This window comes from Bradyrhizobium sp. McL0615 (assembly GCF_049993905.1).
Classification (GTDB): Bacteria; Pseudomonadota; Alphaproteobacteria; order Rhizobiales; family Xanthobacteraceae; genus Bradyrhizobium.
Window position 1 is genome coordinate 1,421,072 of record NZ_CP188254.1, and the last position, 12,422, is coordinate 1,433,493.

The window sequence follows — 12,422 nt, forward strand, 5'->3', positions numbered from 1 at the left end:
TGGTAGGGAACATCACCAATTCAGCAATTCAATTTGGCTAGTTTAGTAATCATGAAACGTGGAAAACATCAAGATGTTTTCATTGAACGGCCGCCGGCCAAGGCCGTGCCGGATGCCAGGCAATTGCGCAAACTGGCTGGGGATTGGCTGAAGCTGCGAAGGGCGGATGCCGAATTGTCGCAGGCCGATCTCGCGGCACGCCTCGGCCTGAAATATTACACCTTCATTTCGCAGGTCGAGAACGGCTTCAGCCGTGTTCCAACCGACATTATGGGCGCATGGGCCCGCGAGTTGGGCCTTGAACCGGCCGCCTTCGCTAGGCATTTGTTGATGTACTACGAGCCGGAAATGCACCGGCTGCTGTTCGGAGCGGAAAGCAAATGAGCGTGGTTGCGTTCGAGCGCAAACAAGACAGTGGCGAATGGAGCGAGAAGGAACTCAGCACCCTTGTCGCGGCGCTCGGCGCAGCGAAAGGATCTCGGACCGGATGCGAATGGGAAACCGGTAGGACAGAGCAGGGCGACGTCCAGTTCTATCTGCTGGGCCCGCTCCCGGAACAGGCCTGCGAGGTGTGCGTGTCCCGGATCGGCGGGCGTTACATCCTGGAAGACGGATCGGGCCGGCTGCTGTTCGAGCATCGAAACCTCGAACTCGTGGCGCTGCATGCCAAGGCCGCGGTTCCGTCGACATCGTGGCTCATGGTACGTGCAATCACGCTGTGGTGTGCTATCCGCAATACGATACACGAAAAGGTCGAGCCGCTGCTCGTCGAGGGCGAAGAGCTGCTTGTCCAGTTTGTACCGCAGCTTGCGGCTTTCGCCTGATCTTCCGCCATTTCCCGATCACCTCCCAATTTTGAAAGTGTCATGAGCGCAAAATCTGCGACATCCCGAGCCGGCAAGTCGTCCCGCAAATCAGCCACGGGCAGCAAGGCGGCCACCGCCAAATCCAAAACCGGCAAATTGCCGGAATGGAACCTCGCCGATCTTTATTCCGGCATCGACGCGTCCGAAATCGCGCGCGATCTGCAAAAGATGGATGCCGACTGCGTCGCGTTTGAAACGGATTACAAGGGCAAGCTCGCGGAAAACCTCGCCCGCGACGACGGCGGAAGCTGGCTTGCCGAGGCCGTCAGGCGCTACGAGGCGATCGACGATCTCGCCGGCCGGCTCGGCTCCTATGCCGGCCTCGTCCATGCCGGCGACAGCGTCGATCCTGCGATCTCCAAGTTCTATGGCGACGTCTCCGAGCGGCTGACGGCCGCGTCGGTGCATCTGCTGTTCTTCGGACTGGAACTCAACCGCATCGACGATGCCGTGATCGAGCGCGCGATGCAGACGCCGGAGCTCGCCCATTACCGGCCGTGGATCGAGGATCTGCGCAAGGACAAGCCGTATCAGCTCGAAGATCGCGTCGAGCAGCTGTTTCACGAAAAATCCCAGAGCGGCTATGCCGCCTGGAATCGGTTGTTTGACCAGACCATTTCCGGCCTGCGCTTCAAGGTCGGAGGAAAGGAACTGGCGATCGAGCCGACGCTCAATTGGCTGCAGGACCGCGCGCCGGAAAAGCGCAAAGCGGCAGGCCAGGCGCTGGCCAAGACCTTCAAGGACAATGAGCGGACCTTTGCGCTCATCACCAACACGCTCGCCAAGGACAAGGAAATTTCCGATCGCTGGCGCGGTTTCCAGGATGTCGCGGATTCGCGCCACCTCAACAACCGCGTCGAGCGCGAGGTCGTCGATGCCTTGGTGGCTTCCGTTCGCGCGGCCTATCCTCGGCTCTCGCACCGCTACTACAATCTGAAAGCCGGCTGGTTCAAAAAGAAGAAGCTCGCGCATTGGGACCGCAACGCGCCGCTGCCGTTTGCGGCCACCGGCACCATCGCCTGGCCCGAGGCGCAGAAGATGGTGCTGACGGCCTATCGCGGTTTTTCCGACGAGATGGCCGCGATCGCGGAACGCTTCTTCACCGATCGCTGGATCGATGCGCCGGTGCGGCCCGGCAAGGCGCCGGGCGCATTCTCGCATCCGACCACACCCTCGGCGCATCCCTATGTGCTGATGAACTACCAGGGCAAGCCGCGCGACGTGATGACGCTGGCGCATGAACTCGGCCATGGCGTGCACCAGGTGCTGGCGGCCAAAAATGGAGCACTGATGGCGCCGACGCCGCTGACGCTGGCCGAGACCGCCAGCGTTTTCGGCGAAATGCTGACCTTCAAGCGGCTACTGTCACAGACCAAGAACGCCAGGCAGCGCCAGGCGCTGCTCGCCGGCAAGGTTGAGGACATGATCAACACCGTGGTGCGGCAGATCGCGTTCTATACGTTCGAGCGTGCCATTCATACCGAACGCAAGAACGGCGAACTGACCGCCGAGCGCATCGGCCAGATCTGGCTCAGCGTGCAGGGCGAAAGCCTAGGGCCGGCGATCGACATCCGCCCCGGATATGAAAATTTCTGGATGTACATTCCGCACTTCATCCATTCGCCGTTCTACGTCTACGCCTACGCGTTCGGCGATTGCCTGGTGAACTCGCTGTATGCGGTTTACGAGAACGCCTCGGAGGGGTTTGCCGAGCGCTATCTCGCCATGCTCGCGGCCGGCGGCACCAAGCATTATTCCGAATTGCTCAAGCCGTTCGGGCTCGATGCCAAGGATCCCAAATTCTGGGACGGCGGGCTCTCCGTCATCGCGGGCATGATCGACGAGTTGGAAGAGATGGGCTGACAGAGCGCGTGGCCACGAAACGGATTTGTGATGGGCGCGGACACAATTTCAGCCGCCGTCGCCCGCCATGATGACGGTGACGACTGGAGGGGAGTGCCCCATGATCGACACCCCGACGCGGCGCGTCATCCTTGGAGCGGGAGTCTTCGCGGCTGGTTCGCTGCTCATGATCGATGGCAGCGTTGCGCAGGTCCCGCTTGCCGCGACGCCCGCGTGCCACGACGGCGACGAAGTAACAATGCCCCAAACCGAAGGGCCATACTTCAAGCCGTCGTCGCCTGAGCGAATCGAGCTGTTCGAAGAGGGCATGGCAGGGCAGCCGATCGAACTGGTCGGCTTCGTGCTCACCCGTGGCTGCAAACCGCTCGCCGGCGCGTTGCTGGATTTCTGGCAGGCGGATGACAAGGGCCGCTACGACAATTCCGGCTTCCGCCTGCGCGGCCATCAGTTCACCGATGCGGAAGGGCGCTATCGATTGCGCAGCATCGTGCCCGGCCTTTATCCCGGCCGCACCCGCCATATCCATGTGAAGGTGCAGCCGCGCGACGGCAGCGTGCTGACCACCCAGCTCTACTTCCCAGGTGAGGCAAAAAACCGGTCCGACAGCCTGTTCCGTAAGGAGCTGCTGGTGCGTACGGCCAAGAACGCGGGACGGCTGGCCGGGCGTTTCGACTTCGTGGTCGGGTAGAGCGTCAATTGCTGCGGGTAGGTCGCGTAATACATTTGTTGAACAGTTCGCCGGGATATGTTATACATATCGTATAACGGAGCCGGTACGATGACCAAAGCCCCCCGCGGAATGGAAGAGGCCCCTCGCGAATACAGGCTTGAGGATACCGCCCTTCAAATTCGAAAGATTGGCAATTCGGTTGGTGTCATCCTGCCGAAGGAGCTTCTTGCCCGGCTCAATCTCAAGGAGGGGGACCAGTTCTATCCGGTCGAGCAACCGGACGGCAGCCTGCGGCTCTCGCCATTCAACCCCAAGCACGCACGGACCATGGAAATCGCCCGCCAGCTAATGCACGAGTATCGCGATACGTTTGCAGCGCTTGCAAAATGAGTGAGCCAATTTGGCTCGATATCGATGAAGTCATCGATATGCATGCCGAGCAACTGGCAATATTCGGCGGACCGGAAGGCATTCGGGATCGAGGCCTTCTTGAGTCCGCCGTTTTGCGGCGGGTCAACCAATGGAATTACGGACAGACGGATATGGCTGCACTCGCTGCAGCCTATGCGTTCGGCCTTGCCCGCAATCATGCGTTTGTGGACGGCAACAAGCGGATTGCGTTCCACGCCATGATGGTCTTCCTGCGCAGCAACGACATACCCTTCGCGCCCGACCCGGCGCATGCCACGGCCATCATCCTCTCCCTCGCGGCAAGCGAGGTAAACGAAGAGGGCCTGACCCGCTGGATCCGGGATAATTGGCCTTCCGAATGACCCGATAGGCAGGGGGCCGTTGCCCTGCCAAACGCTTTACGGTAATTGCACGCCAGAAGCGCGCATTTTGACTGGGGATAGAGATGGCAGAGCATAACGAAGTGGCCTACACGACCGCTGACGGCAACGACTACGTGGCCCATGAGCAGACCTATGAGGGGTTCATCATGCTGGTCAAATACGGCACCGCCGCTGTGGTGCTGATCGTCGCCTTGATGGGCTATTTCCTGACCTGACGCGTTGGTGCCTGCACCGCCCATCCCGGCGGTAGCCACAATTGCACGCATGCCGGTTGCGAAACCGGTATCCAACTAAGCGAAAAAGACGCTAGTTTGCTTGCGCGCGCCCGCCGCGCCGGGAGGCCTCATGAAGATTGCCGTTGCCAAGGAAATCGATCCGTCCGAACCGCGGGTTGCCGCTTCCCCTGATACCGTGAAGAAATTCAAGGCGATCGGCGCCGAAGTCGCGATCGAGCCGGGTGCGGGCATCAAGTCGGGCCTGCCGGATTCCGAATTCACCGCCGTCGGCGCCACCGTCAGCGCGGACGCGTTGAAGGACGCGGACATCATCATCAAGGTGAAACGGCCGGAAGCCTCCGAGCTTTCGCAATACAAGCGCGGCGCGCTCGTCATCGCGATCATGGACCCCTACGGCAATGAGGCGGCGCTGAAGACGATCGCGGATGCCGGTGTCGCGGCGTTTGCGATGGAATTGATGCCGCGCATTACGCGCGCGCAGGTGATGGACGTGCTGTCCAGCCAGGCGAACCTCGCCGGCTACCGCGCGGTGATCGAGGCGGCCGAATCCTTTGGCCGCGCCTTTCCGATGATGATGACCGCGGCCGGTACCGTTCCGGCGGCCAAGGTGTTCGTGATGGGCGTCGGCGTCGCCGGCCTGCAGGCGATCGCGACCGCGCGCCGGCTTGGCGCCGTGGTCACCGCCACTGACGTCCGCCCGGCCACGAAAGAGCAGGTCGAATCGCTCGGCGCAAAATTCCTCGCGGTCGAGGACGAAGAGTTCAAGAACGCGCAGACCGCCGGCGGCTACGCCAAGGAAATGTCGAAAGAGTACCAGGCCAAGCAGGCCGCGCTCACCGCCGAGCACGTCAAGAAGCAGGACATCGTCATCACCACGGCCCTGATCCCGGGCCGGCCGGCGCCAAAGCTCGTCAGCGCCGACATGGTGAAGTCGATGAAGCCGGGCTCGGTGCTGGTCGACCTTGCCGTCGAGCGCGGCGGCAATGTCGAGGGCGCCAAGGCCGGCGAAGTCGTCGATGTCGGTGGCATCAAGATCGTCGGTTACACCAACGTTGCCGGCCGCGTCGCGCAGTCTGCCTCCAGCCTTTATGCTCGCAATTTGTTCAACTTCATCGAGACGATGGTCGACAAGCCGAACAAGGCGCTCGCGGTCAACTGGGATGACGAGCTGGTGAAAGCCACCGCGCTGACCAGGGACGGCGCCGTCATCCATCCGAACTTCCAGCCGAAAGCCTAAGGAGAGAAGCCATGGAGCATGTCGCTCAAGCCGTCGATCCCTTCGTATTCCGGTTGTCGATTTTCGTCCTCGCCGTCTTCGTCGGCTACTTCGTGGTCTGGTCGGTGACGCCGGCGCTGCACACGCCGCTGATGTCGGTGACCAATGCGATCTCCTCGGTGATCGTGGTCGGCGCGCTGCTCGCGGTCGGCGTTCCGATGATCTCGAGCGGCTCGGGCTGGGCGCGCGGCTTCGGCTTCATCGCGCTGATCTTCGCCTGTGTGAACATCTTCGGCGGCTTCCTTGTCACCCAGCGCATGCTGGCGATGTACAAGAAGAAGGTGAAGTGAACGGCGTGCACCTCGTGGTGACGAAGACAATGGGGACCTGAGATGAACGCCAATCTGGCTGCAATTCTGTATCTCGTGGCGGGTGTACTGTTCATCCTGTCGCTCCGCGGTTTGTCCAGCCCCGCCACATCTCGCCAGGGCAATCTGTTCGGCATGATCGGCATGGCGATCGCGGTCGCGACCACGCTCGCCGTCCATCCGCCGGCGGATGGCATCGCCTGGGTGCTGGTTATCCTCGGCATTGCCATCGGCGGTGGCATTGGCGCCGTGATCGCGCGCCGGGTGCCGATGACCTCTATGCCGGAACTGGTCGCAGCCTTCCACTCGCTGGTCGGTATGGCCGCAGTGCTGGTGGCGGCCGGCGCGTTCTACGCGCCCGAGGCCTTCGACATCGGCAAGCCCGGCGCCATTCACGGCTCGAGCCTGGTTGAAATGTCGCTCGGCGTCGCGATCGGCGCCTTGACCTTTACCGGTTCGGTGATCGCGTTCCTGAAGCTGTCGGCGCGCATGAGCGGCGCGCCGATCATCCTGCCGTTCCGCCACGCCATCAACATCGTGCTCGCGCTCGCGCTGGTGTTCTTTATCGTCGGCCTCGTGATGTCCGGCAGCGCGCTCGATTTCTGGCTCATCACCATCATCGCGCTGGTGCTCGGCGTGCTGATGATCATCCCGATCGGCGGCGCCGACATGCCGGTCGTGATCTCGATGCTGAACTCCTATTCGGGCTGGGCCGCCGCCGGCATCGGCTTCACGCTCGGCAATTCGGCCCTGATCGTCACCGGCGCGCTGGTTGGTTCTTCCGGCGCGATCCTGTCCTACATCATGTGCCACGCGATGAACCGTTCCTTCATCTCGGTCATCCTCGGCGGCTTCGGCGGCGAGACAGCGGCTGCAGGTGGCGGCACCGGCGAGCAGAAGCCGGCCAAGCTGGGCTCGGCCGACGACGCGGCCTTCATCATGAAGAACGCGCAGAAGGTGATCATCGTGCCGGGCTACGGCATGGCGGTGGCGCAAGCCCAGCATGCGCTGCGCGAAATGGGCGACCTCCTGAAGAAGGAAGGCGTCGAGGTGAAGTACGCCATTCACCCGGTCGCCGGCCGCATGCCCGGCCACATGAACGTGCTGCTGGCGGAAGCCAACGTGCCCTATGACGAGGTGTTCGAGCTCGAGGACATCAATTCCGAATTCGCGCAGGCCGACATCGCCTTCGTGATCGGCGCCAATGACGTCACCAACCCGGCTGCCGAAGAAGACAAGACCTCGCCGATCTACGGTATGCCGGTGCTGCAGGTCTGGAAGGCCGGCACCGTGATGTTCATCAAACGCTCGCTGGCGTCGGGCTATGCCGGTATCGACAATCCGCTGTTCTACCGCGACAACACCATGATGCTGCTCGGCGATGCCAAGAAGGTCACCGAGAACATCGTCAAGGGGATGTAGCGCGTTCGCAGGAAATTCATGACTGTACTGAAATGGCTGCTGATCGTCGTCTCAGTCGGTTACGCCTGTGGTCTGCTCGCCCTGTTCTTTGCGCAGCGCGCTGTCCTGTTTCCGGCCCCGACGAATGCGCGCACCGCGCCACAAGCAGCGGGCTTTCCTGAAGCCGAAGAGCATATCCTGACGACCGCTGACGGCGAGAAGGTCATCCTCTGGCACGTTCCAGCCCGGCCGGGCCGGCCGGTCGTGCTCTACTTCCACGGCAATGGCGATTTTCTCGCCGGCTTCTTCGGACGCTTTCGCAGCATCATCGCCGACGGCACCGGGGTCGTCGCATTGTCCTATCGCGGCTATGCGGGCTCAACCGGGCAGCCTAGCGAGCACGGATTGCTGCAGGACGCAGCGGCCGCCTATGCCTTTACGGTCGCACGCTATCGCGCGGACGACATCGTCGTCTGGGGCTTTTCGCTCGGCACCGGCGTTGCGGTGGCGCTTGCCGCGGAGCAGCGGATCGGGAGGTTGATCCTGGAAGCTCCCTATACGTCGATCGCCGATGTCGCCGCGTCGGCGTTCTGGTTTGCACCCGTACGTCTATTGATGCGGGATCAGTTCCGTTCCGACGCGCAGATCGCGAGGGTCAAGGTTCCGCTGCTCGTGATGCACGGCGCGCTGGATTCCACGATACCCGTTGCGTTTGGCGAACGGCTGTTTGCGCTGGCGAACGAGCCGAAACGGTTCGTCCGCCTTGCCCGGGGCGGTCATAACGATCTGGACAATTTCGGCGGCATTGAAATTGCGCGAAATTTCATCAACCTTGCGAAGGGGTGATGGCTTCTTTTGATGGACGCATCCTGCGTCCACGACCACGTTGGAATTTGATCGCATGAGCACACACGGATCGATGCCGCGATCGGCGTGGGTTTTTCCCGCGCTGGCGCTGCTGCTGTTTGCCGTGGCCACCGGCTTCGGGTTCAGCTTTACACCGTCGGTCGGCGGGTTATTTTTCGCGGTAGTGCTGCTGGCGATCCTGTTCGGCACCGTGTTTGCTGCCGTGCATCATGCCGAGGTGATCGCCGAGCGAATCGGCGAGCCCTACGGCACGCTGCTGTTGACGCTTGCGGTCACCATCATCGAGGTCGCGCTGATCGCCACCATCATGCTCGGCGACAAGCCGCAGCCGGCATTGGCGCGCGACACTGTGTTTGCCGTGGTGATGATCGTGTGCAACGGCCTCGTCGGCCTCTGCATCTTCATTGGCGGCCTGCGCTACCGCGAGCAGGATTTTCAGGTCTCGGGCGCCAACCTTTATCTCAGCGTGCTATTCGTGCTGGCTACGATCACGCTGATTATGCCCAATTATACGCTGACGACGCCGGGGCCTGTCTATTCGGCGGCGCAGCTTGGCTTTGTGGACCTGGTCACGCTCATGCTGTACGGCGTGTTCCTTTATACCCAGGCGATCCGGCATAGTGACTACTTCGTCAAGGGAGGGACCGATTCTGGCGCGGAAGCGTCATCCCTGTCGAACCGGATGCTGGCGCTCAGCTTCGCGCTTCTGCTTGTCTCGTTGCTTGCCGTGGTGCTTCTGGCGAAGAAATTTTCGCTCGTGGTCGATGTCGTAACCGCGATGATCGGCGCACCACCGGCATTCGCCGGCGTGCTGGTCGCGCTCCTGATTCTGCTCCCGGAAGGGGTCACCGCCATTGCGGCTGCGCGCAACAACGATTTGCAGAAGAGCATCAACCTTGCGCTCGGATCGTCGCTGGCCACCATCGGGCTGACCATCCCAGCGGTCGGCGTCGCCACCTATGCGCTCGACAAGGAGCTCGTGCTAGGGCTCAACAGTCAGGGCATGGTGCTGCTGCTGCTCACGTTCTTCCTGAGCATGCTGACCTTCGGCACGGGCCGAACCAACATACTGTTCGGGCTGGTCCATATGGTGGTGTTCGCCGTGTTCCTGTTCATGGTATTCGTGCCGTAAATCCTCCGGAGTGAACCCGATATGCTTGCCGCCAAGTCCGACGTTCAGGTCGATACATCAGAAGTCCGTGTCACCGAATGGCGGCTGGCGCCGGGCAGCGCTACGGGCCATCACACCCACGAGATGGATTACGTGATCGTGCCGGTGACCTCGGGCGAGATGACCATCGTCGCGCCGAACGGCGAGCGCACCAAGGCGCAGCTCGGGGCCGGCAAATCCTATTTCCGGAAAGCTGGCGTCGAGCATGACGTGCTCAACGAGACGGCAGCCGAGATCGTGTTTATCGAGGTCGAACTGAAGCCCTGACCACCCGGACTACCCTTGGCCCCTGGGTTCCCAGGTTGTTTCCGGGCTCGCCCTATCGGCTTGGAATAGTTAGACAATTTTTAACCAACACAAGCCGGTGTTGCCCGGCCTGCACGGGAACTGCTGAATTGCCACCGATCCGTCGCAGTTGATCCCTCAATGTGCCTCAAAGTTCCGGCAATTGAGGGACCGCGGGGAGTGGCCGGAATGCTGAATTACCTGAAGAAATTCGCCGTAGACATCTTTCCCTCGGTGGCTGCGACCGTCATCGGGGCGTACATCGTCAACCACTACATCGTGAGCAAGCCCAGCGCGGACGCTCCTGCCGCTGCGGCGTCGACGGTCAATCCCAAGGGGGATGGCAAGTCGGAAGCCAAATCCGATGCGAAGTCGGCCGAGACCACGGCCAGCGTCAGCAATCTCCCGGCCGCCGGCGTCAAGGCGAGGGGAATTTCCGAAAAGTCCATCATGGAGAAGACCGCTGCCGAGCGGCCTGCGTTGGTCGAGAAGGCCCAGGGAAAGACTGAAGCAAAGGCCGACGAAAAAGCCGAAGCAAAGGCTGATACCAAAGCCGACACCAGGTCCGCTGATGCCAAATCCTCTGACGCCAAGTCCGATGTGAAATCGGCCGAGAGCCCGGCCGACGCCGATCAGCGTCGTCAGGCAGCGGCGCCGCGCGAAAAGGAAAAGATCCGGGTCATACTGGCGTCGCCGGTGCAGCCCGTGAATTCCCCGGCGGCTCCGGCTGTAGCGGCTGTCCCGGCGACTCCGGTTGTTGCGGCTGCCCCGGTCGAGACTGCGGTTGCGCCGGAAGAACGGCGCGATGCCAATGATCTGGCACGCGCCGCGATCGAGCGCCTGCGCGCCAACAGCGAAACGTCTCCGCGCGCGCCCGAGACGGCCCGCGCTCACGAGGCGCCCAAGGTCACGAATGCGCCCGTGGTTGCGAATGCGCCTGCCGCCGTGAATGCGCCCGCGCTTCGTCCGCTGCCGCCGCCGATCATGATCTCGGGCTCGCCGGCCAGTGAACCCCATGGTCAGGCTCCGTCACAGCCACGGCCGCCTTATGCCGAGGCCGTCGACCCGAACCGACCGACCCCGCCCGCCGAGATCCCGCTATCGCGGCCGCTCGATCTGCGTGCCGAAGTGGCCGAGCCTTCCGTGCGCGAACGCGCCACGGCGGCCGCCGAGGACGCGCTGTCGACGGCGAAGTCGATCTTCCACGCGGTGTTGCCGAAATAATTCGATCCATAGCGTTTTCAAGCGAAGTGGTTTCCGGTTCGCGTAAAGAAAACGCGCCAATATTGAAAGCCTAGCCGCCGGTGCGCGCGAGGCCGCTTCGCGCGGCTTCGTCTTTGGGGCGGAGCGCGAGCGCACGGCCGTAGGAGGTGAACGCCTTGGCCTTGTCGCCCAGACGCTCATAGGTGACGCCGCGAGCCGTCCAGGCTTGCGCGCTGTTAGGGTCGGCCTGCACCGCCTCGTCGAGATCGGAAGCGGCTTCCTTTGTCCTGTCGACGGCGAGGTAGCTGGTTGCGCGCGCCAGCAGCGGCTCGACCCGTTGCGGCGTCAGGCCGTTGGCTGCGGTGAAATCCGCGATCGCCTGCTCATGGTGCTTGTCGGCCTGATAGATCAGCCCGCGGCCATACAGGGCCTGCACGTTGTAGGGATCGAGCGCCAGCGCGCGGTCGAATTCCACCAGCGCTTCTTCGGTCTTGCCGGATTTGGCGAGCGCCTGGCCGCGCGCAGCGTAGCCTTGGGCGTCGCTGGCGCTTGCTGGTCCGCTGATCGTGCCGGTCGGTTTCTGCTCGGCGGCTTGCGGCTTCTCCTTGTCCGGTCCCCATGAACCCAGGTCGAACGAACAGCCGGCGAGAGGAAAGGTGAGAACGACCGCCAGCAGTGCGATCGGTGCGGCCATGAAGCGCGAAGCGCAGGGAAGGGCATTGCAATCCGTGACGGCCATGCAGCGGAATACTCTTCGCTTGTCCAACACCGCATAGGTAACCCGATGAGCGGCAAAATGCATCGGCCAAAATAACCGCAAGATACCGGTGATCGAGCACGCCGCTCGTATCAGAAGCCGACGATCCGATGCTGCCGGATCAGCGATGGCGAAAACAAAAACGCGGGCCTGAGGCCCGCGTTTTCAATTCAAATCGCTGTGGACGCTTTAGCGCGGTCCGCGCGGGCCTGCACCCGGGCCACCACGGCCGCCAGCGCCACCCCGGTCGCCACCGGGACCAGCGCCGAACACCGGCTTGGGCTTCATCGGCAGCAGGCCTTCGCGCTGCAGCTTCTTGCGGGCCAGCTTGCGCGCGCGGCGCACGGCTTCGGCCTTTTCACGGGCCTTCTTCTCGGAGGGCTTTTCGTAATGTCCGCGGAGCTTCATCTCGCGGAAAATTCCCTCGCGCTGCATCTTCTTCTTCAGCGCCTTGAGGGCTTGATCGACATTGTTATCGCGGACGAGAACCTGCACGCGGCATCCTCTTTCAATTGATCGGATAGGAATTCTGGTAAAGTGAAGGGCCGGCGAAAGGCCTGGCCCTTAACCCTGAGCGCGGGCATGTAGCAGACAAAACCGCTGATGTCCACCTGAGAAGGCGGTTTTTGACCCGGGAACGCCACGAAAATGCGCGGGATTCGCCGATACGGGCTCGATTTCCTCAAATAACGAGCCCTTCACGGCGCCTCCCTAGCATCCAGCAA

General features: G+C 62.3%; 16 protein-coding genes. 14 read left to right on the forward strand and 2 right to left on the reverse strand.

Annotation, left to right across the window (positions count from 1 at the left end; all coding sequences use genetic code 11):
- The first annotated feature begins 174 nt into the window (after positions 1 to 174).
- The 14 genes from ACPPVP_RS06700 to ACPPVP_RS06765 all read left to right on the forward strand — a co-directional run bounded on the left by ACPPVP_RS06700 (position 175) and on the right by ACPPVP_RS06765 (position 10,961).
- Positions 175 to 384 carry a helix-turn-helix domain-containing protein gene (locus tag ACPPVP_RS06700; protein WP_426532457.1) on the forward strand — a complete coding sequence of 70 codons (210 nt, stop codon included), beginning with the start codon at positions 175 to 177 and terminating at the stop codon, positions 382 to 384.
- Entirely contained in the window at positions 381 to 824 is a 444-nt protein-coding gene (locus ACPPVP_RS06705) for a hypothetical protein (protein WP_426532459.1), read from the forward strand. The genes ACPPVP_RS06700 and ACPPVP_RS06705 overlap by 4 nt, the downstream gene beginning before the upstream one ends.
- Before the next feature lie 42 nt (positions 825 to 866).
- Positions 867 to 2,729, forward strand: coding sequence for a M3 family oligoendopeptidase (locus ACPPVP_RS06710; RefSeq protein WP_426532461.1), 1,863 nt, complete (start codon positions 867 to 869; stop codon positions 2,727 to 2,729).
- 100 nt (positions 2,730 to 2,829) lie between these two features.
- Positions 2,830 to 3,417 carry an intradiol ring-cleavage dioxygenase gene (locus ACPPVP_RS06715; RefSeq protein WP_426532463.1) on the forward strand — a complete coding sequence of 196 codons (588 nt, stop codon included), beginning with the start codon at positions 2,830 to 2,832 and terminating at the stop codon, positions 3,415 to 3,417.
- 111 nt (positions 3,418 to 3,528) lie between these two features.
- Entirely contained in the window at positions 3,529 to 3,789 is a 261-nt protein-coding gene (locus ACPPVP_RS06720; protein WP_426537703.1) for an AbrB/MazE/SpoVT family DNA-binding domain-containing protein, read from the forward strand.
- 38 nt (positions 3,790 to 3,827) lie between these two features.
- Positions 3,828 to 4,172, forward strand: a complete 345-nt coding sequence (locus tag ACPPVP_RS06725; protein WP_426532465.1) for a type II toxin-antitoxin system death-on-curing family toxin — start codon at positions 3,828 to 3,830, stop codon at positions 4,170 to 4,172.
- An 83-nt stretch (positions 4,173 to 4,255) separates the two neighbouring features.
- A complete protein-coding gene (locus tag ACPPVP_RS06730) occupies positions 4,256 to 4,408 on the forward strand; it encodes an aa3-type cytochrome c oxidase subunit IV (RefSeq protein WP_426532467.1) in 153 nt (50 codons plus the stop codon).
- A gap of 130 nt (positions 4,409 to 4,538) precedes the next feature.
- Positions 4,539 to 5,666 (forward strand): Re/Si-specific NAD(P)(+) transhydrogenase subunit alpha, encoded by a 1,128-nt coding sequence (locus ACPPVP_RS06735; protein WP_426532469.1) that lies wholly within the window; start codon positions 4,539 to 4,541, stop codon positions 5,664 to 5,666.
- Positions 5,667 to 5,677: 11 nt separating this feature from the next.
- Complete coding sequence (locus ACPPVP_RS06740; protein WP_426532471.1) at positions 5,678 to 5,995, forward strand: proton-translocating transhydrogenase family protein; 318 nt, start codon at positions 5,678 to 5,680, stop codon at positions 5,993 to 5,995.
- 42 nt (positions 5,996 to 6,037) lie between these two features.
- Positions 6,038 to 7,435, forward strand: coding sequence for an NAD(P)(+) transhydrogenase (Re/Si-specific) subunit beta (locus ACPPVP_RS06745; protein WP_426532473.1), 1,398 nt, complete (start codon positions 6,038 to 6,040; stop codon positions 7,433 to 7,435).
- A gap of 18 nt (positions 7,436 to 7,453) precedes the next feature.
- On the forward strand, positions 7,454 to 8,260 hold the full coding sequence (locus ACPPVP_RS06750) for an alpha/beta hydrolase (protein WP_426532475.1): 807 nt from the start codon (positions 7,454 to 7,456) through the stop codon (positions 8,258 to 8,260).
- A 55-nt stretch (positions 8,261 to 8,315) separates the two neighbouring features.
- Positions 8,316 to 9,413: a calcium:proton antiporter gene (locus tag ACPPVP_RS06755; RefSeq protein ID WP_426532477.1), complete on the forward strand. Its 1,098-nt coding sequence runs from the start codon at positions 8,316 to 8,318 to the stop codon at positions 9,411 to 9,413.
- A gap of 21 nt (positions 9,414 to 9,434) precedes the next feature.
- Entirely contained in the window at positions 9,435 to 9,719 is a 285-nt protein-coding gene (locus ACPPVP_RS06760; RefSeq protein ID WP_426532479.1) for a cupin domain-containing protein, read from the forward strand.
- Positions 9,720 to 9,926: 207 nt separating this feature from the next.
- Positions 9,927 to 10,961 (forward strand): hypothetical protein, encoded by a 1,035-nt coding sequence (locus ACPPVP_RS06765; protein ID WP_426532481.1) that lies wholly within the window; start codon positions 9,927 to 9,929, stop codon positions 10,959 to 10,961.
- A 70-nt stretch (positions 10,962 to 11,031) separates the two neighbouring features.
- Here ACPPVP_RS06765 and ACPPVP_RS06770 read toward each other — a convergent pair whose 3' ends face one another.
- Entirely contained in the window at positions 11,032 to 11,679 is a 648-nt protein-coding gene (locus ACPPVP_RS06770; protein WP_426532483.1) for a tetratricopeptide repeat protein, read from the reverse strand.
- 207 nt (positions 11,680 to 11,886) lie between these two features.
- Entirely contained in the window at positions 11,887 to 12,192 is a 306-nt protein-coding gene (rpsU, locus tag ACPPVP_RS06775; RefSeq protein WP_057838472.1) for a 30S ribosomal protein S21, read from the reverse strand.
- Positions 12,193 to 12,422: the final 230 nt, after the last annotated feature.